Source organism: Actinomadura roseirufa (assembly GCF_900659635.1).
In the GTDB taxonomy this organism is placed as follows: domain Bacteria; phylum Actinomycetota; class Actinomycetes; order Streptosporangiales; family Streptosporangiaceae; genus Spirillospora; species Spirillospora roseirufa.
Genome location: NZ_CAACVB010000007.1, coordinates 48564 through 69523 on the forward strand (window position 1 = coordinate 48564; position 20960 = coordinate 69523).

Annotated in this window: 18 protein-coding genes; 12 read left to right on the forward strand and 6 right to left on the reverse strand. The window is 68.9% G+C overall.

From position 1 onward, the window contains the following. Positions 1 to 2: 2 nt before the first annotated feature. The gene (locus E1291_RS02995) at positions 3 to 2021 is read right to left on the reverse strand and encodes a response regulator (RefSeq protein WP_131735967.1); all 2019 of its coding nucleotides are present in this window, start codon (positions 2019 to 2021) and stop codon (positions 3 to 5) included. A gap of 202 nt (positions 2022 to 2223) precedes the next feature. Beyond that, positions 2224 to 2865 carry a LuxR C-terminal-related transcriptional regulator gene (locus E1291_RS03000; RefSeq protein WP_370770932.1) on the reverse strand — a complete coding sequence of 214 codons (642 nt, stop codon included), beginning with the start codon at positions 2863 to 2865 and terminating at the stop codon, positions 2224 to 2226. Positions 2866 to 3393: 528 nt separating this feature from the next. Here E1291_RS03000 and E1291_RS03005 point away from each other — a divergent pair. The 4 genes from E1291_RS03005 (at position 3394) to E1291_RS44480 (ending at position 7882) form a co-directional block, all read left to right on the forward strand. Further along, on the forward strand, positions 3394 to 4578 hold the full coding sequence (locus E1291_RS03005) for a helix-turn-helix domain-containing protein (protein WP_131735969.1): 1185 nt from the start codon (positions 3394 to 3396) through the stop codon (positions 4576 to 4578). Between the two features lie 183 nt (positions 4579 to 4761). Continuing rightward, positions 4762 to 5097 (forward strand): hypothetical protein, encoded by a 336-nt coding sequence (locus E1291_RS03010; RefSeq protein WP_131735970.1) that lies wholly within the window; start codon positions 4762 to 4764, stop codon positions 5095 to 5097. Next, entirely contained in the window at positions 5094 to 5414 is a 321-nt protein-coding gene (locus tag E1291_RS03015; protein WP_131735971.1) for a hypothetical protein, read from the forward strand. Before E1291_RS03010 ends, E1291_RS03015 begins: the two co-directional genes overlap by 4 nt. Positions 5415 to 7066: 1652 nt before the next feature. Next, the gene (locus E1291_RS44480; protein WP_131735972.1) at positions 7067 to 7882 is read left to right on the forward strand and encodes a PxKF domain-containing protein; all 816 of its coding nucleotides are present in this window, start codon (positions 7067 to 7069) and stop codon (positions 7880 to 7882) included. Between the two features lie 397 nt (positions 7883 to 8279). Here E1291_RS44480 and E1291_RS03025 read toward each other — a convergent pair whose 3' ends face one another. Both E1291_RS03025 and E1291_RS03030 read right to left on the reverse strand, forming a co-directional pair. Continuing rightward, the gene (locus tag E1291_RS03025; protein WP_131735973.1) at positions 8280 to 9083 is read right to left on the reverse strand and encodes a phosphotransferase family protein; all 804 of its coding nucleotides are present in this window, start codon (positions 9081 to 9083) and stop codon (positions 8280 to 8282) included. Positions 9084 to 10142: 1059 nt separating this feature from the next. Next, positions 10143 to 11027, reverse strand: a complete 885-nt coding sequence (locus tag E1291_RS03030) for an NAD(P)-dependent oxidoreductase (protein ID WP_131735974.1) — start codon at positions 11025 to 11027, stop codon at positions 10143 to 10145. Between the two features lie 49 nt (positions 11028 to 11076). Between E1291_RS03030 and E1291_RS03035 the strand changes: the two genes are divergently transcribed. From E1291_RS03035 to tgmC, 6 genes are all read left to right on the forward strand, one after another. Beyond that, complete coding sequence (locus E1291_RS03035) at positions 11077 to 11484, forward strand: MerR family transcriptional regulator (RefSeq protein ID WP_131735975.1); 408 nt, start codon at positions 11077 to 11079, stop codon at positions 11482 to 11484. 239 nt (positions 11485 to 11723) lie between these two features. Beyond that, on the forward strand, positions 11724 to 12602 hold the full coding sequence (locus E1291_RS03040; protein ID WP_131735976.1) for a helix-turn-helix domain-containing protein: 879 nt from the start codon (positions 11724 to 11726) through the stop codon (positions 12600 to 12602). Positions 12603 to 12659: 57 nt separating this feature from the next. Next, entirely contained in the window at positions 12660 to 13409 is a 750-nt protein-coding gene (locus E1291_RS03045; RefSeq protein WP_242613909.1) for a DUF6879 family protein, read from the forward strand. 210 nt (positions 13410 to 13619) lie between these two features. Further along, positions 13620 to 13982 (forward strand): putative ATP-grasp-modified RiPP, encoded by a 363-nt coding sequence (tgmA, locus tag E1291_RS03050; RefSeq protein WP_131735977.1) that lies wholly within the window; start codon positions 13620 to 13622, stop codon positions 13980 to 13982. A gap of 6 nt (positions 13983 to 13988) precedes the next feature. Next, complete coding sequence (tgmB, locus tag E1291_RS03055; protein WP_131735978.1) at positions 13989 to 14957, forward strand: ATP-grasp ribosomal peptide maturase; 969 nt, start codon at positions 13989 to 13991, stop codon at positions 14955 to 14957. Continuing rightward, on the forward strand, positions 14954 to 16135 hold the full coding sequence (tgmC, locus tag E1291_RS03060) for an ATP-grasp peptide maturase system methyltransferase (RefSeq protein ID WP_131735979.1): 1182 nt from the start codon (positions 14954 to 14956) through the stop codon (positions 16133 to 16135). Before tgmB ends, tgmC begins: the two co-directional genes overlap by 4 nt. A gap of 540 nt (positions 16136 to 16675) precedes the next feature. Here tgmC and E1291_RS03065 read toward each other — a convergent pair. Continuing rightward, the gene (locus E1291_RS03065; protein ID WP_131735980.1) at positions 16676 to 18106 is read right to left on the reverse strand and encodes an NsdA family TPR-like regulatory protein; all 1431 of its coding nucleotides are present in this window, start codon (positions 18104 to 18106) and stop codon (positions 16676 to 16678) included. A gap of 334 nt (positions 18107 to 18440) precedes the next feature. Between E1291_RS03065 and E1291_RS03070 the strand changes: the two genes are divergently transcribed. Next, the gene (locus tag E1291_RS03070; protein ID WP_131735981.1) at positions 18441 to 18635 is read left to right on the forward strand and encodes a hypothetical protein; all 195 of its coding nucleotides are present in this window, start codon (positions 18441 to 18443) and stop codon (positions 18633 to 18635) included. A gap of 133 nt (positions 18636 to 18768) precedes the next feature. After that, positions 18769 to 20340 (forward strand): asparagine synthase, encoded by a 1572-nt coding sequence (locus E1291_RS03075; RefSeq protein WP_242613910.1) that lies wholly within the window; start codon positions 18769 to 18771, stop codon positions 20338 to 20340. On the opposite strand, the gene E1291_RS03080 is transcribed toward E1291_RS03075, so the two are convergent. Next, positions 20300 to 20770, reverse strand: a complete 471-nt coding sequence (locus tag E1291_RS03080) for a GNAT family N-acetyltransferase (RefSeq protein ID WP_242613911.1) — start codon at positions 20768 to 20770, stop codon at positions 20300 to 20302. The two genes, E1291_RS03075 and E1291_RS03080, sit on opposite strands and share 41 nt — an antisense overlap. Positions 20771 to 20960: the final 190 nt, after the last annotated feature.

Sequence of the window (20960 nt, forward strand, 5' to 3'; positions counted from 1 at the left end):
CGTCAGGCTCCAGGGGGCAGGAGCGTGAAGTTCCCCGTCCGGTAGGCGGACCGCTCACCGGAGTACGCGGCGCCGAACGCCGCCCCGGTCGCCCCGTCCTTCGAGCCCTCGGGCACGGTGACGGGAACGTCCAGCCCGTCCGGGGCCTTGACGGTGACGGTGCCGTCCTGGACGTAGGCGGTGACGGTGCCCTTCTCCACGGCGCCGTCGCGCAGCGCGGCGCGCCACACGTCCTGGCGGCCGAGCTCGGTGCCCGCCTCCGCCATCGACCCGGACACGACCGGCGTGTTGTCGGCGAACGCCGCCCGGTAGTCGCCGAGGACCCGGTCGAGCAGCGGGTAGAGGATCCGCCCCTCGGTCAGGTTCGACTGGTGCGCGTAGTGCGGCCGCGGGTCGTTGCCGAGCACGTGCGACAGCGCGATCTGCGCGTCGGTCGGCACGATGTAGGACGCGAACCCCGTCGCCGCGTCCAGCGGCTTGATGCACGTGGTCGTGGACGGGTTGTCCTCGCAGATGCCGCTGCCGCCGTCCGCGCGCCGGGTGTAGATCCAGTTGTACTCGTCGACCTCCTCGGCCTCGGTCGCGACGTTGAAGAAGACGCTCAGCGGATGCCGCGGGACGGTCCGCAGCGTGCCCAGCGCCCGCTGCGCCCGCTCCCGCGAGGCGTCCCCGGCGACCCAGGTGACGGCGAGGCCGGACAGCCCCGGCGCGAGGTTCGGGTTGTCGTCGGGCTGCTGCGGCTGGATCCGCAGACCCGAGTGCTCACCGGTGACCAGCTCCGCCGCAGGGACGGTGATGCCGTGCTGGCCCGCCCACTCGATGTTCTTGGCGACCTCCTGCTGGATCTGCGCCTGGCTGACCCACCTGACCTTGTCGTCGTCGTCGGTGCGGCACCTCCACGGCCGGACGGACAGGTCCTGCACGCAGCCCAGGTAGGCGTGCCCGTAGGTGTGGTTCAGCCACCGGAACTTGGCCCGGTTGTCGACCAGCGACGTGGTCAGCGGGTCCGACCCGTCCCGGGTGATCGCCTCGTCGCTGCCGAGGCCGTTGAACGCGAGGTCGAGCGGGAACGAGCGCTGCGTCTGCCAGTCCGCCGCGTACGTCACGTCGGCGGGGGACATCCGGATGTCGGGCGTGGTGACCCCGCCGGGGCAGTCCTCACCGGGCGTGCAGTTGCTCTCGGTGCTCCAGCGCGAGTCCGGCAGGAACACGTCGTCCACGTGGACGCCGAAGTAGTTGCGGGTGTAGCCGAGGTGGACGCCCTTGGTCAGCCAGGTGATGATGCCGTGGCCGAGCGTCCGGAACTGCCACTGCTCGCCGTTGGCCGCGAAGGTCAGCACCAGCTCGCTGCGCCCGTCGTGGTTGTAGACCCCGCCGAGCGTGCCCGTCGTCGTGCCCACGGTCGCGGTGAGGAACGGCTGGAAGGACCGTCCGGTCGCGGGGTCGTCCGGCTGGGGCGTCGCGATGAACCCGTAGCTCTCCGACTGGTTCGGGACGAGGTCGTCGAACTTCACCGGCCCGCGCAGGTAGCGGAACGCGTCCGCGCGTGCGGCGGGCGTCGCCTCGGCCGCCGCCCCGTCCAGGGAGCCGGCGTACCCGGGCGCGTTCAGCCCGACGTCAGCGCCGGGGTAGACGTAGCCGTCGAGCTGGCGGATCCCGAACTTCTTCTCGTAGTCGGCGAGCGCGGTCGCCTCCGCGCCGTTCGTGAACGGCGAGGCGTTGGGCAGGACGACCGCCTGGTACTTGGCCCGCGCGACCCCGTCGACGGTGTCGGACAGGAACGCCTCGTTGATGACCGGCCGGTCGGCCGCCCTCAGGTCGACGGTCTTGTAGGGCACGCCCTCGAGCTTGAGCTGGTCCGTCACCGCGGACACCGAGGACGAGCCGTTGGTGACGACGAGCACCTGCAGGTCGACGCGCGGGCCCACCACCCGCGCGCTCGCCTGTGGACAGGTGGCCAGGGCGGCCGCTGTCAGGACCCCGCAAAGGGCACTGAGAGCGGGACGACGACTGACTCTCATCACGCCTCCTCCGGACGCATTTCGATGGTGATCGAAGAATTCACACCGATTCACATCCACTATCGAAATGGGAAATAAATGGGCTGCGACGCAGCCAGCCAGAGCATGCGGCAGGCGTCTCGGCGAGTAAAGACGGCGGCGGGGTCCATCTTGCTCTGGGCCCGGTCCTAGGACCGCCCTGGACAGCGGTCATCACGAGGATTTATGACCGGCCCCGCCGACGCGCGGATTTCCATTCTTGCCAGCGTGCGGTGGCGTGTTCCCGGCCATCCGCGCCGAGCCGCTTATAGATCTGGTGCGCGTGGTTCTTCACGGTCTTCTCGGAGATGACGAGCCGGCGCGCTATCTGCCGGTTCGTCAGCCCGGCCGCGATCAGCTCCAGGATCTCCACCTCGCGCGGGGTGAGCCCCGGGTCGTCCGGCGCCGCCGCCGAGTGCCCCTCGTGCAGCCAGCGCACCAGCGCCGTCACCGCCGGCCCGGACAGATGCGACTCGCCCCGGTGCGCCGAGAGGATCAGCCCGGCCAGCGACTGCGGCTCGAAATGCCCGTAGACCAGGCAGCTGTGCGCGCCCGCCAGCAGCGCCCCGACCAGCAGCCGGGGATCCTGCGCCGCCGTCACCGCGACGATCCGGGCACCCGGCCGCAGCCGCGCCAGCGCGCCGATGTCGCCGGTGGGCGGCGGTGAGGCGTCCAGCACCACGACGTCCGGCTCGTGCCGCCGGACGTCGGCCATCGAGAGCTTGACCGTCCCGTTCCCGACGACGTCCAGCATCGGCGCCGTCCGCAGCAGCGAATGAAGCCCGATCCGCAATACAGGATTGTCGCTGACAATCAAAACACGCACCGCGTTCGACCGCTGGTCGAGCGGACCGTCAGAACTCAACGCTGATCCCTCTGCACGCCTGTTGCCTCGCTTTTCCGCGCCGGTGGGAGCCGGCCTTGCGGCCGATCCGGCTCGTGTGCAACGAGCGAAGACTCACGATCGAATCCGAAACGCCGGAAGCGAGTCAAGAAAGACGTGCCCCGATGACCGCATTCGGCCACCTAGGTGAAAATTCCACAAAACACCCGCGAGCCCAAACAAGATCAACTTCGAAGCCCCACGCGCCCGCGAACACACGGCGAAGAAGATTCGGCGAGGGCCGCCCGGGGCCACCCGGCGCCCGAAGCCACGGCCCGCACCCCGAGCCGAGACAACGTGACGAAAAGGAGCGTTCCGTCGAGCCGGACGCTGCGACGGCGCCACCACCCGAGCAGCGAGGGCCGGGCCCGGGGGAGAAGTAGGGCCACCTGTCCGCAGAGGTAACACGCAACGGTCCTGCGCCGTAGCCTGAGGTTGTCTAGACGTCAGGTCGGGAAGGCGAGAAGCCGAATGTACGACGAATCTAGCATCGGGGCCCGGCTGCGATCACTGCGCAAGGAGCGGGCGCTCACACAAGAACAACTCGCCGAAGCGAGCGGCGTGTCCGTTGACTTGATCGGCAAGCTCGAACGCGGGCGTCGCTCGACTGCGCGCCTCACCTCGATCGCGAAGCTCGCAGGTGCCCTCGACGTCGAGGTCTCCGCACTGACCGACAAACGGGAACGCTTGGGCCGCGACCGCGACGGCGGCAGCGTCCTCGCACTACGGGACGTCCTCACCTCGCCGTCGCTCCTGCCCGGGTTCGACGCCGACGACCCAGGGGAACCAACCCCGATGGACCGGCTTGAGCGGGCTGTGGGCAAGGCATGGGCGGATTACTGGGCGGGCAACTTCGGTGAGGTCCTCGCCGCACTGCCCGGCCTGATCGGCGAGGCTCGCGTCACCCGGGAGGCGCTCGGCAACCCGGCCGTGCAGCCCCTCGCGCTCGCGTACGAGGTCGCTTCGTGCCTCGCCGCCCAGATCGGCCGAGCCGATCTGGGGATCCTGGCCGCGGAACGCGCCGTCAACGCGGCGTATGGCGGAGATGATCCGTTGCTGTGGGCCTGCATGCACTGGTCGTACGCATGGGTCCTCTTTCATCAGGACCGATACGCCGAGGCCGAGACGGTGGTGGTCAAGATGGCGGAGAAGATCGAGCCGGGCTTCCGGGGCACCGACATGGAGGTGGCGGTATGGGGGTCCCTGCTCACCACGGCCGTCGCGCCAACCGTCGCACAGGACCGTGACCCCGGAGAGTATCTGCGTCTCGCGGGCGCGGCCGCTGAGCGCATCGGCGGGCGCATGTGGGTTTACCGCACGTCCTTCGGCCCGGCGACGGTGGCAATGCAAGCGGGTTACGGCTACGCGGTGCTGAAGGAGCCGGCGAAGGTGTTGGAGGCGTCCCGCCGCATACGCCCCGGGGACCTGAAGGGAATTTCGTGGGGCGCGCATCTGATGGACGTAGCACAAGCCCATCTGGACGCCGGGCATCGCCGAACGGCAGCGACCAAACTCCTGGAGGCCCGGCAGGTGTCGCCGGTGTGGTTCCGGCACCAGCGCGTCGCGCGCCAGGTGACAGCGGAGATTCGTGAGCAGGAGCGCCGCCTCACCCCCGAGACGCGGACGCTGGTCAAGGCCCTAAAGCTCGACGACTAGGACATACCGCGCAGCCAGCCCGGACGCCTCGTACGGGTTGGCCGCGCACGACCATGCGGATCCGTACGTTACGTCCGTGGTACTTCCCGTCACTCAGTGCGACTCTGTGTCCTCCGACACAAGGCGGTCCCGGACGCGGTGGTAGCGCACCGGCCGGGACCTTGACCGGAAGGACCCCGGCCCATGGCGGAGTCTACGACCCCGGAGGGACGGCTAGCCGCCCTCGCTGCCCACTTGGGCGCGCGCAAGCTCACCGTCGAACTCACCCCTAACGGCCTGCTGGTCACCAACCAGAACGCGCCGGGCTGCTGCCCCGAGACCCGCCACCCCCGAGACCTGATCACCTGCCGCAAGCGCCCCGAGGACGACGGGACGCTGTGGCTTTTCACCTCCTGGGGCGAGCCCATCGCCCCCGCCGACCAGATCATCGACGCCGCAGTGTTCATCCTCGGATACCTCGGCCAGCGCACCGAGCCCCTCACGCCAGAGGACACCGAGCAGGGACGGGCCGCGCGATGAGGACCCCCAAGACGTGGACGCGGGACGAGCGCGCGGCAGCCCCCACGTCCACCACGCGCCGACCGCAGGAACCCCTCGCGCTCAAGGCCCAGCGGTCGGCGCGCACCTCCCAGGAGGGATGTCTCGCCATCGAGGGCGGCGCGGGCGTCTACCTCCTTCTAGACCCCGAGACACGCGACATCCGCGGAACCCTCCTGGACCAGGGCGGCGGCTGGTGGAAGTGCCGGACACCACGCGGCAACACCCGCCAGGTGTTCATCGCCCCCGACGTCGCCGACCCATGGCTGAACGCGGCCGAGCGGATGGCCGCCTCGTGAACGCCGAGCGCCTGGAAGAGCTGGCAACACTCGTGAACCGACGCTTCCCCAACATCTCGGCGAGGCTGCCATCCGGCACGCAAATCCTCCACGTCCGCTCTCGCGAAGAGGGCCCCCGCTTCGTGGTCTGGCGCCCAAACCCCGGCGCCTACGTCTGGTACTCCGACCCAGGCCACGGCAAGCACCTAGGCACAACCGCCGACCAAGCCGCCAACGAAATCGCCCGAACCCTAGACCTCACCACCCAATAGACCCCGTGGTCCCCGGGTTAACGGCGCGCGCCCGGGGACCACGGTCCCGCCTGAAACCACCCTCACGCTCTGGGCGCCCAAGAGGGTGCACGGCGGGCGGAACGCTGCGATACTCAACCACGTCGGTTCTCGTTTTCAGCGGGACCCCCGGGTCCGCTGCACAACCGGAGGCTCGCTGAAGAATCGACCGCCAGCACCGCCCCCAAGTCGTGGACCACCTGCGGCTTTACCCTGGGGTCCTCACAGCCCCTACGAGGGTTCGCAACTCGAGCTCGGCGGTCATGCTCTCCGGGTACTTCTGGGTCCTCATAGCCCCTACGAGGGTTCGCAACGACCAGAACGAGGCGTCGGACAGCCCCAGGTTCTCCGTCCTCATGGCCCCTACGAGGGTTCGCAACGGGCATCGATGGCTCCTGTACCGGCGGGACCCCACGTCCTCATAGCCCCTACGAGGGTTCGCAACCGGCTTGGCGGCCCGATGGTGGTATGACGTAGGCCGAACGTCCTCATAGCCCCTAAGAGGGTTCGCAACATCCAGGTGATGGCCTGGGACAGGTACCACTCGATGGTCCTCATAGCCCCTACGAGGGTTCGCAACAGCCCGAACAGCTCATGGTCGGCAAGCACGCCGACCAGTCCTCATAGCCCCTTCGAGGGTTCGCGGGATAGGACGCCTTCGCTTCGATGCGGAGGTGAAGTCCTCGCGCCGGATCGGGGCAGCTACGCCAGGGGTGAGCCGTTGTCGGCCGGGTAGGTGATCACGCGTGGACCCGGCTGGTGGGGCCGAACCGGGCCCGTGGGGCGAGCGCTTCGTGTCAGCCGGGGACGGTGTCGTGGGCGATGATTGTTGGTGGCCAGTGCGATTCCTCACTGGCGGCCAGTTAGTGGGGAACTATCTGGCCGTGGGTGTCCACGTTCAGTGATCGCGTCGCGGGCCGCCAAACGTGCGGGGTTGGGCCTTCTGAGAGTGCGATGCCTTGGCCGGTATCGGGCGTCGTCGGCGTGCAGATGGCGAGCGGCAGGAGATCCAGGTACCGCTTGTCCAGCGCAGAGCGCGCCTGGAGCATGCGTGGCAGGGAAGTGGTCCCGCGCCCGGCGTGGACGGGACGCGAGTCCTTGCCATGCAGGACAGCGAGCCTCTGGCGTTCATGCCGGGGTGGCGACAATCCTGGGGACATCGCTCACGGTAGGCGAATGATCCGTTCCAGTAACGGACCGGGGGCTCCCTCCTCCGGTCCGGCACGGGATCCACGGATCAAGCCGCGCGCGCCGCCCGGGAGTGCGGTCCTTCACCCCGTGCATGCGCCACCGCCGGGGAGGAGGGCCCCGCGCAGGCGTCGTGCCGCGTCAAGCCGACCCGTCGATGGGCCGCCGGGGCACGACCCTGGAAGGGACACCCCCATGTCACCGTCCACCAGCGTCCCGGCGCGCCGCCGCGGACTCCGCGGCCGGTCGGCCGCCCTGATCGCCGCGCTCGCCCTTACCGCGGCGGGCCTGCTGGCCCTGGCGGGCCCGGCCCACGCCGCCCCCATCGAGATCACCGGCCCGGCCGACCCGGTCCCCGCTGGCACCGCCTACACCTACACCGTCAACACCTTCCTCGACCGGGACATGACCGTCACCGCCGACCTGTCCGGCGCGGCCGCGACCTTCACCGCCGTCACCGAAGACAGCGGCGACCTGGCCTGCAACGCCTCCGGCACCCACGCCGTCTGCACCGCCGCCAACCCGTCCGGCCGCCCCAACCCCGTCGCCATCACGCTGACCGTGCTGCCCACCGCCACCGGAACCGTCACCGCCGACGCCACCATCACCTCTTTCAGCCTGGACGGCAGCGCCAGCACCACCACCACCATCACTCCGGCCGGGCCGACCTACACCTTCACCGGGTTCTTCGCCCCGGTGAACAACCCGCCCGTCCTCAACACCGTCAACGCCGGACGCAGCATCCCGGTCAAGTTCTCCCTGAATGGCGACCAGGGCCTGAACGTGCTGGCCGACGGCTCGCCCTACTCCAAGGCCACCACCTGTGGCACCGGCACCCAAGACCCTGTGGAGACCACCACCGACTCCAACTCCGGCCTCACCTACGACCCCGGCACCGGCCGCTACACCTACGTCTGGAAGACCGACAAGAACTGGGCCGGCACCTGCCGCACCTTCCACCTGAAACTGGCCGACGGCAGCGACCACACCGCCAACTTCCAGTTCCACTAGAACCACCCACCGCCCAGCCGTGGCCCCGGCACCACCGGGGCCACGGCCGCGCTCCAACCCAGACTTGCCCGTTTCCATCCCTCACCGATCACCCACCGTCACTGGCTAACTGGCCGTACGTGGGGAACTGCAGCTGGCCGCTGTCAGCGATGATCTCGATTTCGAGTTCGGGTCCATTAGGGGGGACGCCACGCGCGTCCCATGAGCCGGGCCGAAACCTCAGCACGGTCCTTCTCGGGTGGCTTCTCTGGCGTCTTGGCACGCCACCTTTGTCTCGAACCCCAGCCGCCACAGCTCCCGGACTAGCGGGACCATTTCGGTGTCGATCTGGGCCTCGCGGCCGTTGGGGGTCGTGAGGACCTGTGTGGGGTGAAACTGCGTCCAGTCGGTCACGGGCTCACCTCTCCAGCCGGTATTTCGCCCAGCGGCCCGCGAGGTCGGCGTACTGGCTGATCCAGGGGTCTTCACGGGTCTGGGCGGCGGCCCGCCACTGCTCGGCGAACGCTACGGTGAACGCGTCGAGGTCAGCGGATGGGGCCGACGCCCATGTGGGGAACTGCGAGACCCACTCGTCGGCGGCCTGCGGCGAGTGCCCGGCCTTGAGCAGCCACGGAATCAGCAGAGCCAACTCCAGCCAGGCGACGCCGCGCGTCACGAATGCCCAGTCCACCACGTAGGCGCGGCCGTCGGTGGTGATGATGAAGTTGTCCTCGTTCAGGTCGGTGTGGAGCAGCGAGCCACCCCCCAGCGGGGCCGGGTCGTCGATGAAGCGTTGCCAGCGTCGCCCGGCCGACAGCATCGGCACGTCCGGACACGGCGCGTTCTGGATGTTGTGGACGGTTTTGGCCAGTAGTTCCATGTCCGGAGATCCGGCGGAGAAGTCGGCGGGGCGTCCGTCCACGTGGTCGAACCCGAGCGCGAGCCACCCCCCGGCCTCGGCCTGCCACCGCAGCCCGGGGGCGAACTCGGAGATGACGGGATTCACGGCGGCCTCGCGGCGCAGCGACATGACCTCGGGGCCGTCCCTGTCCTGCAGTTTGCGCGCGGCCTTCATGAAAACTCGGCCGGCACCAGTGAAGAGGGTGCACGCGATGTCCGCGTGGTTGCCCTTGGGGGCCGGGTCAACGAGGTGGACCGGGCCGGTGTTGGCCTCGATCCCACTCCGCAGTTCCTCGGGCAGGTCGGTCCAGTCGGTACGCACGCGCGGCCCTTCCTAGATCAGATGCGGATGGTCAGCGGCTCGTCGGACAGGGAGGGCTTGAAAGTTGACCCTCCATCGCAAATCCCAGGGCCGCGCCCGGCTCGTCGGTGTCGCGTGGCCGGAAGGGCTGGCGGTGCTTGTCAACCGGCGGTTCTCCAATGTGTCGTCTAGGCTGCCGTCCGGCACGCAAATCCTCCACATCCGCTCCCGCGAAGAGGGCCCCCGATTCGTGGGTCTGGCGCCCAAACCCCGGCGCCTACGTCTGGCACTCCGACCCCGGCCACGGCAAGCACCTAGGCACAACCGCCGACCAAGCCGCCAACGAAATCGCCCGAACCCTCGGCCTAACCACCCCATAGCCCCCGTGCCCCCTGGGCTGACGGCCCCGCCGAGGGTGCAAGGTCGGTGGATCGCTGAGATACTCCGTCCCGTCGGCCCTAGTTTCAGCGCGACTCCCGGGCCTGTTGCACAAGCGGAGGCTCGCTGAAAAATCCACCCCAAGCCGCAGATCACCTGCAGCTTTACCCTGGGGTCCTCATAGCCCCTACAAGGGTTCGTAACGCAGCGACCCCGGTGCCCTCCGCGATCATGGCGGCGGTCCTCATCGTCCCTACTAGGGTTCGCATTCTCACGGAGGCCGTGCGAAAGCGCGTTTCCGGTGTGTCCTTTTCGCCCCTACGAGGCGTTCACCCAACGCCGGGGCCAGTGGACGAGTTGGACGGTCCGCCCATGCACCCACACCCAGCGGCGGATGGTGTGATGGAAAGTGCCTGGGGGCAGGCGTCGTCACTTGGCAGCCGAAGCCCGCAGGATCCGGCTGCGGCGAGGGGGGCGACCAGGCGGGAGACGGTCGGATCGGAGCCCATCGGCCCGAACACGGCGGTTCGGCACGCAGCATCGCGATATCGGCCGGACAGGCCCCCGCCCAGGGTGACCTTTGATTCTCTTGAGATGACCGGGACCTTGGTGACGCCTATCGTCCCAGGTCAGAGGCACTTTCACGACTGGGAGAGACCAGCCGGACGGCACGGGACGACCAGCTCCCGGTGTCGGGATCGGTCAGTTGTCGCGGGGTCTGCCGAACTCTTCGATCAGCACGGGATACTGCTCCCCACCGTGTCCGGCGGCGATCGAGCGGTCGGCCATCGCCTTGATCAACTTGGGTAGTTCGGCGTTGACGCCCAGCGCCTCGCTCTCCTCGATCAGGTGCGCCATCGCCCGCGCGTCGGTCTCCAGGGCAGACACCTCGGCCGGGAAGGAGCCGTTGTCGATCTGCTCGGCATAGCCGGGCAGCCATCCGGCCACACCGGCAGCGATCTGCTGCGCGAACGTCGCATACGTCGCGGCGTCGACACCGGCCGTCCTGAGCATGGCGGTGCCCTGGAGCCAGGCGTTCAGGACGCTCCACATCATGGCCAGGCCGGCCACGTCGTACAGGGACGCCAGCCCGTGGTCCGCGCCAAGGTAGGCGACGGTGCCGAGGGCGTCGAGTGTTGCCTTGTGAGCATCGAGGTCCGGCTGCGGCCCGCTGTGCAGGATCACCGCCTCGGCGGTCCCGATCGCCTGGGGGATGGCCATGATGGCGCCGTCCAGGTAATGGGCGCCGCGTTGCTCGGCCCATCGGGCGGCTTCCCGGGCCTGGGCCGAGGAGCCCGAGGTCAGGTTGATCAACGTCGTGCCGTCCAGCTCGGCGTCGCTCCCGCCGAGCAGCTCGTACACTGCCTGGTAGTCGGTGACGCAGATGATCGTCAGGGAACCCGCCTTGAGCGCATCGCCCACCGTCGGCGCCAGCCGGGCGCCCTCGGCCATCAGCTGGTCGGCCTTGGAGGCCGTACGGTTCCACACGATCGTCGGGTGCCCGGCTTTCAGGAACGCGCCGGCAAGTGCCTGGCCCATCAGGCCGAGTCCGATGACTGCCACGGGTGTGTTGGTGTTGTCGGTCATGGCACCATCGTCAACGTTCATGCCGGCCTGAAGGTCAAGTGAGGTTTCGATGCTGATCGGGGAACTGAGTCGTCGGACGGGCGTCAACGCCCACCAGTTGCGCTACTACGAGGCCCATGGCCTGCTTGAGGCAGACCGCGGCGCGAACGGTTACCGCGAGTACGACGAGCACGCCGTGCTGCGGGTGCAGCAGATCCGGCACCTGCTCGGTGCCGGTTTGTCCTCCGAGGACATCGCGTACCTGCTGCCCTGCGCGGTCGGAGAGGTCCCGGAACTGCTCGGGTGCCCCGAGATGCTGGCCGCGATGCGGTCACGCATGCGGCGACTGGACGATCAGATGGCCAGGCTTGCCCAATCCCGCGACGCTCTTGCCGACTACATCGATGCGGCCGAACGAATGAGCAGCGAGAGCTATCCGCCATTTGACGGAGCTGACCAGGAGTCCGTCCCAGCCTGAGTAGTCGGAGTGCCCCAGGTCTTGCGGACCCGCCTCGACAGCACACCCCGCGCCGACCTGCCAGACCAGCCCCTCAGCCCGGACGCGAGACGGAGCCTTCGACAAGCCCCATCTTCCCAGCTCAGGAGCCTTGTCGAGGGTCCGCCCCCGCCTCGTCTGGCCTCGGGCGGGACGCGTGAGGTTCGGCGATCTATGGCAAACCCCGGCGCAGGCGGGGCCGCCTGGATAGAACCTGGTGCATGCCCGCCCCCATCTCGTCCTCGGCACAGGCGGCCCGGCAACGTCTCGCCGATCAGCTCAAAGAGATCCGCGAGGACGCCGGGCTGACCGGCCGCGAACTCGCGCGCCGCGCGGGCTGGACGGCCGGAGTAGCGAAGGTGTCCCGAATCGAGCACGGGCACCGGCCCATCTCCGTCGAAGACCTCCGAACCTGGTGCAATGCGTGCAAGGTGTCTCCGGAGCGTGTAGCCGAGCTGATCGCTGAACTCCGCGCTGTCGCGAGCATGTGGGCAACCCACCAGCAATTGAATCACGTTGGCCTAAAGGCCCGTCAGGAAAAGCTGCGCGACAAGTACTGGAGCGTGAGGCTACATCGGGTCTATCAGACGAAGTACATTCCGGGCTTACTCCAGACGCGGGCGCTGACGAAGCACTACCTGACGACAGCGCGGCTCGAACAACATCTCGACATTGACGACGTCGTCGCAGCGGTCGATTCCCGAATGGAACGTCAGCGCTGCCTGAACCGCCCGAATGCCCGCTGGCTGTTCTTGATCGAGGAAGACGTTCTCTGGTATCGCCCCGCCTCCGACGCGGTTCACATTGAGCAGCTCCACTACCTGATGGAGGTCATGGGACGTCCGACCGTGTCCCTCGGGGTGATTCCCAGGGGCATCGCGCGCCACGGGGTGAACCCTGAGGAGTCCTTCACCATGTCGAGCTTGCCTGACTCTGTGGTGGTTACGGTCGAACTCGTTTCGGGAACTCTGACGCTTTCACAGCCGTATGAGACCCGCATGTATGCAGAGGCGTGGACCCGGTTGTTCGACCTGGCGGTTCACGGTGAGCAGGTGCGGGAATTGATCCGAGGACCGTTGGCCGCGCTAGAGCGCTCCTGACGAGCCGTCTCGCGTCGGGTGAGAGGCAACGGGCCGCCGCAGACCTGGAGGCTGACCGTGGGTGACATCGACTTCGTCGGCTCGGACCCCGGCTCGGAGGATGAGCGCTGTCCGGCCGTGTACCGCACCCCTGACACCGGGGACTTCTACCAGCAGGGTCGGCTCGTGACCGACCCCGAGGTCTTGAAGAGCCTCGGCGAGCACGTGGCCCTTGCTGCTGACGAGGCGGTCATCTGGCAGCCCGCTCGCATGGCCGACATGCTCGCCGAGGCCGCCGCCGGTTCGTACGAGCAGGGCAGAGCCGGACACGGTATCCCCGCGTTCGCGGAGCTGCTCGCTGGCACGAAACGGTCAGCCGTCCACCTGGAGATGCGCGACTTCTACGGCGGCTCGAAGGGGTTCGAGGACTGGAAAGCCGGCGGCTCTGGCCGCACGGACCGTTCCCGTTGGGTCGGCTTGGTGAACGACGCGACCGCCAGGGGCGTGCGGATGCGACGGGCCCGGATCGTGTCTGAACCCGTAAGTGACTACATCCGCTGGGAGCACATGGTCACCGATGTGAACATCGACGCCGGTGAGAATGTCCGTTGGCTTCCCAGACGGCAGACGTGGGACCTTATGTTGCCAGGTGCGGACTTCTGGATGTTCGACCAGCGGCTCGTAAGGTTTCACTTCGATGCGGGGAGCGGTGACCCACTGGAGGAATACGAGTTCGTGTCGGATCCGCGCCGGATTGCGGCGGTCGTGGCTGCGTTCGAGATGGTGTGGGAGCGGGCAATCCCCCACGAGGAGTACAAGCTGGACTAGCCGTCGAACTGCATAGCGGCAAACGGCGGCAAAACTCTGGCGCGGCGGAATCGGCGGGTTGGATGCTCGTGCCATCGGACGCCGGGAGACCCAGTCCGATGCGCGAACACCGGGGTCCCGGACCTGACCGGAACCGAGGCCCCGTCGCCTTCCCTTGGCACGCGGGAATTCCGCGCCGGAGGGTCTCCTCAACCGCAAGGAGATCAGCACATGACGGTGCGCCTCACTCCCGACCGCACGAACGCCCTGCTCTGCTCGCCCGACGGCGAGTCCCGCGGTTTGATCGCCAGGGTCGGCGACATGTTCCCCCTCGACCCCATGCCGGCGGTTCAGGCCAACAGCGGCGCCCCGCCCTCGACGACCGGCGTCCGGCCGTGGGGGTTGCAGTTCGTCCGCCCGCCCCGTGTCCGAAACCTCGGCCCCGACGAGCCGGTGATCTACGACCCCGTCCGGCAACTCACGGTCGAGGTCGCGACCGGCCGGCCGGTGTTCAAGCACTCGGGCGGGACCAAGGAGACGACCGGGAACCCGGACGGCCAGAAGGCGGCGCCCGAAGAGACGACCAAGGACTAGCCGGCGATGGCCTCAACGATTCTCGTCATCACCAATCGGGAGGACGGCACAGCCGACAGGGTCGTGCACGAGCTCAACGAGCGCGGCACGCCGGTCATGCGGTTCGACGCCGCCGACTTCCCGCAACGGCTCGCTTTGTCGGCCGCGTGCGGGCCGGACGCGTGGTCGGGTTCGCTGGTCGGCGACTACCAATCGGTGCGGCTGGAAGACGTCGTCGGTGTTTACTTCCGCCACCCTGGACAGTTCGAGCTGCCCGAGGGCATGAGCGAGCCCGAACAGCTCTGGTCCTACGGCGAGGCGCGTCTCGGATTCGGCGGTGTACTGCACGGCCTCGGTTGCGCGTGGGTCAACCATCCGACGCGCACCGCAGCGGCCGAGTACAAGCCACTTCAATTGTCGGCCGCTCTCGCCGCTGGACTGCGCATCCCGCGCACATTCATCGGTAACACCCCCGACCAGGCATATGCGTGGGCGAAAGAGGTCGGCGCGCCGATCGTCTACAAACCGCTCGCCGGATCGGTGCACACCGAAGCCGACGCGACCCACATCCTCTACGCGACACCGATCGACGACCTGTCGTCGCTCAACGACCCCGCCATGCGCACGACCGCGCATTACTTCCAAGAGTGGATTCCCAAACGCGCCGAGGCGCGGGTCACCGTGGTCGGCGACGAGATGTTCGCCGTCACGATCCACATCGACAGTCCCGAGGGACGCATCGACTGGCGCGCCGACTACGCCTCGCACCGGTATGAGGTCGTGCCCGTCCCCGACGACGTGCGGGCCGGACTGGACGAATGCCTTGCCCGGCTCGGCCTGGTCTACTGCGCGGCTGACTTCGCCATCGACCCGCGCGGCGAGTGGGTCTTTCTCGGCGATCTCAACCCCAATGGCGAATGGGGATGGCTCGCCCATCACTGCGACCTGCCGATCGCGGCGGCCATCGCCGACGCACTCGAAAGGGGGAGACGATGACCCGAACCGGCATCGGCTCGGACACCGAACGGCGGGCCGAACAACTCGCCGACCGACTCGCCCAGGCGGGGGACATCATCACCCCTGCGTGGCGGAACGCGTTCGCCCGCGTGCCCCGGCACGTGTTCGTGCCGTCCTACGCCCGGTACGAACACACACCGGACGGCGTGCGATACACGCTGGTCAGCGGAGACGATCCCGACCAGCGCCAAGAGTGGCTCGACGGCATCTACGCCGACGAGACCCTGATCACCCAGATCAAGGGCGAGCGGGTCGAGGTCGCCCTCGCCGACGGCGTCCGGCGTGGCGCGTGGACCAGCTCGTCCACCGCGCCGGGCCTCATGGCGCGACTGCTGGAAACCCTCGACGTCGCCGACGGCATGACCGTGCTGGAGATCGGAACCGGCACCGGCTACAACGCCGCACTGCTGAATGAGCGCCTCGGCGCCGGAAATGTAACGTCGATCGACATCGACGAGCAACTCGTCGAGGACGCGCGAAGACGCCTCGCCAGCCTCGGCTACCAGCCGCGACTGGCGACCGTCGATGGCCGCGACGGCTTTCCGGAAGGGGCGCCTTACGACCGGGTGATCGGCACGTGCGCGTTCCCCAACATCCCGCCGACATGGATCGCCCAGACCAAACCCGGCGGGCTCATCCTGGCCAACGTCGCAGGCGGGCTCGCAGGCGCGATGGTCCTCGTCCGCGTCGACGCGGACGGCACCGCGACCGGCCGCTATCTGTCCAAGTGGGCGGGCTTCATGCCCGCGCGGTCACGAAAGCCCGTGGCCGAACCCACCTACCCCGACGTCGACAGCACCCGCGAAACCCTGCTCAGTCCCGACGCGCTAGACGAGCCCACCTTCGCGTTCCTAGCCCAACTGCACGTCGGCGACGCCTCACCGTACTGGGCAACACGTGAAGACGGGTCTCCGCTATTCGGCCTCGCCGCACCCGACGGATCCTGGGCCGAAATCCACCCCGCCGACGACCACGGCCGACGACACGTAGAGCAAGGCGGACCACGCGTCCTATGGGACCTGGTCGAGGCCGCCCACACATCGTGGGAAAAGCTCAACCGCCCCAACTGGTCGGCCTTCGGAATCACAGCCAACAGCACCGAACAACGAGTATGGCTCACCACCCCCGAAGGCCCTTCCTGGCCATTGCCCAACTAGCGACGAAGCCGTGGGTGTCCTGAGGGTATGCACCTCAGGTGGATCGCTGCGATACTCCGTCCTGTCGGCCGCGGCTTCAGCGGGACCCGCGGGTCTGCTGCACAACCGGAGGGTCGCTGAAGAATCGACCGGCGACACCGGCCCCAAGCCGCAGATCACCTGCGGCTCTACCCAGGGGTCCTCATCCCCCTACGAGGGTTTGTAACTCCACCACGGAGGCCGCGGCGCCCGCGTACTCGGCGCCCTCATCGCCCCTACGAGGTGTTCACCAAGTCGACGCCGGGTCAGGGGACGAACTGGTCGACCTGTCTATGCACCGCACCCAGTAGTTGAGGCTCCGGCCTCTACCGCGAGAACCATGTCCTGCGCGGGCTGCGGAGGCGCAGTGCTCCCACTATCGGGATACGTAGGCTGGGGTGAACCCCGTCGCCCCTTGTCGGCCGGGGATGTCACAAACCACAAGTGGCTCGGCTCGTCGGCGACACCCGCCGCACCCGCCTAGCGAAACCGGACGACCGGGCGAGGCGCTCAGGTCGGCGGTTAGTGGCCGTTGGTCTCTTCGCTGGCACGAGCGGCGGGCATCAGGGCCGGGAGCGCGCGGGCTCGCTCGCGCAGTTCGGTCACGCTCGGCGCGGCCACTGGCGAGACGTCGTCGACGAGCGCTGAGAGCCGGTTCCGGGTGGAGGCGCGCAGCCGCTCGGCTGCGACGGTGTCCAGTACCTGCACCCCGAGCGTGGCCGCGTCGCCTTGGTGTCCGCGTGCGGCTTCGCCGCGTGCCAGGATCAGCATCGCCGCCGCCCAGCCGGGACGCCCTTTCGGTATGGCTCGGATCGAGGCTTGGGCGTAGGCGCGTGCTTGCCCGGCGTCGCCGGCGAGCAACCCGGCCTCGGCCAGGTGCAGGGTGAGCTCGGCCTGGTCAAATCCGAAGCGCCCCGGCAGTTCTTGCGCCGAGTCCATGGCGTCCTCAGCCCGTCCGGCGATGCGTGTCGCCTCACGACGATCGCCGAGCGCGGCGGTGGGCCGCAGCAGAGCCCAGGCGAGCATTTGCGCTTTGCGTAGCTGGGTGTCGGCCAGCTCGTGAGCGCGGCCGCCCAGCGCGATCGCGTCGCGGTAGTGGCCCTCCTCGTTAGCGATCATCGCCTGCGCGCCCAGCGCCCAGCACTCCAGCCATCGGTCTCCGACCACTGTGGCCAGCCTCTGCGCCGTCACAAGGTGCACGCGCGCGGCAACGCGGTCGTCCAGATGGAACGCCAGATTCCCCACCAGCGCCGACAGCCAACCGGCCACCTGGCGCAGCTCGGCCCGCACGTTATCGGGAGGGCCCTGGGCGAGGATCTCGTTCACCATGTGCCGCACTTGGTGGACCTCGGTGGCAAGCACGCTGGGCGGGGACGCCGAGTAGTGCAGGCCGTAGTAGTCGACGGCGGCGTGCAGCGAGGCCAGGGTTCCGGACCCGCCTGCGGGGCCCTCGGCCTCCAGCCCCAGCGCGATCGAGTCGCGGAGGGCCTGCAAGGCGCCGCTGCTGCCGTTGGCCATCAGATCACCATTCCTCGCGGTCGCGGCCGTTCCCCTTGCCGCACCGTACCCGCCCGGCCCGCGGTTCACAGCCCATGACGGATTTGAGGACGCGAGCCCGAGTTCACCCGGTGCGGCCTGATAAACCGCGGCGAACGCCTCGGCGTAGGCGGGCCCCGGAGCGATCTCGCCGTGCTCGTAGCGGCACAGCATGGAGCAGTTCAGCCCCGGCACGCCCAGATCGTGATCCTGGTAGTACCCGGTGACCTGCTGCACGGTCTGTGGACGCGACCACCCATACGCCCACCGCCACGCCTCAAGGGCCGACACCTCCGGCAGCTCCCGGCGGATCCGCGCGACGATCTCCGGCACCGTCCAGCCGGCGCGCTGCCCGCGCCGGCGGATCAACTGACCGGCTCGGGCGAGTTCGGCGCGACGGCGACGGCTGATCCCCATGAGCCACTCTCCGGCTTACACGACACCCGGTTCGGAGCGTAACCCGCCGTGCACACCGCCATCATTGCCGTGCACGGCAATGATGGCGGCAATACCGCGACCACAATGCGGCATTGAGTCGTTCACCTGCTGGACCGCATCGTGAAGACATGACCGAGCTTCCCGCCACCGGCTACTGCACCGGCGCGTCCCGGACATCTCCAGGCGCGGCCGAACGCACCGCCTGCGGGTATCACGACCTTCCCTCACCGCATGCCGCGTGCGCGTCGGGGCATCGGGCCGTGCGCTGGGGACGGCGAGGCCACCCGTTCACCACGCAAGGGAGGGGGCCACGATGACCGTCACGATCGCCGACTACGGCACGTTCCCGTCGGCGTTCGAAGCACCCCAGGAGCATCTGCCCGACTTCGCCGCGCTGTTCGACGGCGAGGCCCGCTACATCGTCCAGACGCCGCCGGTCCGCAACGACTACAAGAAGGCGTCCGGGTCCAGCGACGGTGCCAAGACCTACGACACCACCGCCACCTGACCCGCGAAAGAACCGGCCAGAACCACGCCAGCCCAGGGCCCGGCCACGCGGTGGCCGGGCCCGCGCAGGCCGCCCTGCGGCCACAGGGAGTCTGTTGTGCTGACCTTGAAGATCGACCCGGGCGCCCTCCCCTGTGTGGCAGTGGGACGGCGGCTCCTACACGACCCTGGACGGGCGTGGCCGGGTCACGCCCTACCCGCACCCGATGGTGGAACAGTGCGCCGCGACCGACGGTGCCCGCACCGTCCTCATCGTCAGGGAACGTGTGCTTGGACGTCCGGCCACCCCTGCCGCCGTGGTCCCTGTCCACGCCGGCGATCTCGATCGGATCATCGCCGAGGCGTACCGGTGGCCCGTCGACCACCTGCTGATCGAGTTCACTCCGCGCCGGCCGCTGCGCATCCGGGCCGGGGCTGTCCGCGCCACCCCGCTGTTCCTTGCTCACCGCGAGGGAATCCTGCACGGATCGTGGGACATGGCCGACCTGCGGTCCTTCGCCGGAGACATCGCCCCCCAGGAAGCCACCCGCCTCCTGATCTACCGGCCCCGCTACAGCACCGGCACGCCCTTCACGGGCATTCACCGCCTCACCGAACGCGCCACCGCCACCTTCGGCGGCGACCTGGTCATCACCTACCCCGACCCCATCGAGCACGCCGAGCCGCACGGCCTGGCCACCACCGAGACCGATGTTGGGGACGGAGCCACATCGGGCGGGGCCGACGTGCTGGCCGCGTTCACCACCGGGATCGACATCGCACTTGACGCCCGCCCTATCGAGCCCACCGCGACCGTCTGCCACCTGACCGGCGGGCTGGACTCCGGCTCGATCGGCACCCGCATGGCCCGACGCTGGCCCGGCCAGGTCGACACCGCCACGCTGATCGTCATCGGGCCAGGCCGCGAGCAGCAGATCAGACGTCGCGCCCAGATGCGCGAGCGGGTGCCGTTCGGGTCCCGAGACCTGTGCCTGGACACCCGTGACCGGCTGCTGTTCGGGCCGGGCTGCGGCCGTGTGCGCGGTGAGCCGCTCAGCCCCTACGACGAGCCGCTGTATGAGCTGTTCACCGAGCTGAACGCCCAGATCGCCGCTCTTGGCGCGCACACGCTGGTCACCGGGCTCGGCGGGGACGAGATGGTCGCGGTCGGCTCGGCCGAATCAGCGCGGGCCGCCCTCGACAAGGCCCAGAACTTCGACCTGCCGTGGCTGGGGCCTCGGGCGCGGGCGGCGATCGAGTACGGCGACATCGGCATCGCCCCGCCCGCCATGGCCGGCGGGATCACCCTCCTGGCTGCCGAGACCGTCGCGCCGCCACTGCTGCGCGCCGGCCTGTGGCCGGTGCACCCCTTCGCGCACCGGGCGCTGATCGAGCTGGGTGATCAGCTGCCCTTCCACTGGCGCGAACTCAAGCAGCTCCAGCGCCGCCACCTGGCCACGTTCGGGCTGAGTCACGACGCCTGCAACCCCGCTGAGCGTGAGAGCTTCGCCGAACTCGTCGAGGCGTCCCTGCTCATCAACGGGCTGCCGCTGGTGCACCGCATCCTGAGGGAAGGATCGCCCCTGATCGAGGCAGGGCTTATAGACCCTGACGGCCTCGCGGCCACGGTCGCTGAACTTGGCGGTATCTCCTACCGGGAGGACGTCCACTCGAAGCTGCTCGAGGTCATCGCCCTCGACCAAGCGGCCCGGGCATTCCTGCCTTGACCTGCGCCCCCAACCACGGGTCTAGGTCGAGCCGCTCAGCCCGCCGCGCCATCATGAACACCTCGGCATGGGTCCGTTGCTCTCGGCGCACCAGCTCGAACCCCTGCGTGAGGTTGTAGCGGGCGATGCCGATGTCGTGGCAGTGCCGCCGGATCCACGGCACACCGAGCCGGGCGGCGCTGTCGACCGCCCACCACGCCATGGCCGTCCCGGGCCGCCGTTCACGAACCGCCGGGTCAGTGATCGACCCCGACAGATACAGCGCGGGCTCAGCCCGCTCGGTGTCGGTCCACCCCCACGGCGGGCCGACGTCCTGGACCAGCATCTGCCCGATGACGCCGCGCCCGGGATCCGCCAGCACCCACACATCCCCGTCGGGGTTGTCGCACTGGGCGACCAGATCATCGGCCGCGTCCCGCCAACTCGGCATCCCTCGCCGCTCCATCCAGGCACAGCGAGCGTTCACCATCCGTGCGACACCGTCCCGATCGGTGGCCGCCGCGCGTCGCATCTGCCACACGCGCCAATTGTGCGCCATCCCTCGGCCGGAATCAGGTGAACGCCCACCCCAGCCGACGTGCAGCGCCCGGACTGGCTCATGCGCCCCCACGCCCGACCAC

Excerpts from the sequence above, each read along its gene's own strand:
- E1291_RS02995 (WP_131735967.1), bottom strand. The coding sequence starts at position 2,021 with ATGAGAGTCAGTCGTCGTCCCGCTCTCAGTGCCCTTTGCGGGGTCCTG.
- E1291_RS03005 (WP_131735969.1), top strand. The coding sequence starts at position 3,394 with ATGTACGACGAATCTAGCATCGGGGCCCGGCTGCGATCACTGCGCAAG.
- E1291_RS03010 (WP_131735970.1), top strand. The coding sequence starts at position 4,762 with ATGGCGGAGTCTACGACCCCGGAGGGACGGCTAGCCGCCCTCGCTGCC.
- E1291_RS03015 (WP_131735971.1), top strand. The coding sequence starts at position 5,094 with ATGAGGACCCCCAAGACGTGGACGCGGGACGAGCGCGCGGCAGCCCCC.
- E1291_RS44480 (WP_131735972.1), top strand. The coding sequence starts at position 7,067 with ATGTCACCGTCCACCAGCGTCCCGGCGCGCCGCCGCGGACTCCGCGGC.
- E1291_RS03030 (WP_131735974.1), bottom strand. The coding sequence starts at position 11,027 with ATGACCGACAACACCAACACACCCGTGGCAGTCATCGGACTCGGCCTG.
- E1291_RS03035 (WP_131735975.1), top strand. The coding sequence starts at position 11,077 with ATGCTGATCGGGGAACTGAGTCGTCGGACGGGCGTCAACGCCCACCAG.
- E1291_RS03040 (WP_131735976.1), top strand. The coding sequence starts at position 11,724 with ATGCCCGCCCCCATCTCGTCCTCGGCACAGGCGGCCCGGCAACGTCTC.
- tgmA (WP_131735977.1), top strand. The coding sequence starts at position 13,620 with ATGACGGTGCGCCTCACTCCCGACCGCACGAACGCCCTGCTCTGCTCG.
- tgmB (WP_131735978.1), top strand. The coding sequence starts at position 13,989 with ATGGCCTCAACGATTCTCGTCATCACCAATCGGGAGGACGGCACAGCC.
- tgmC (WP_131735979.1), top strand. The coding sequence starts at position 14,954 with ATGACCCGAACCGGCATCGGCTCGGACACCGAACGGCGGGCCGAACAA.
- E1291_RS03065 (WP_131735980.1), bottom strand. The coding sequence starts at position 18,106 with ATGGGGATCAGCCGTCGCCGTCGCGCCGAACTCGCCCGAGCCGGTCAG.
- E1291_RS03070 (WP_131735981.1), top strand. The coding sequence starts at position 18,441 with ATGACCGTCACGATCGCCGACTACGGCACGTTCCCGTCGGCGTTCGAA.
- E1291_RS03080 (WP_242613911.1), bottom strand. The coding sequence starts at position 20,770 with ATGCCGAGTTGGCGGGACGCGGCCGATGATCTGGTCGCCCAGTGCGAC.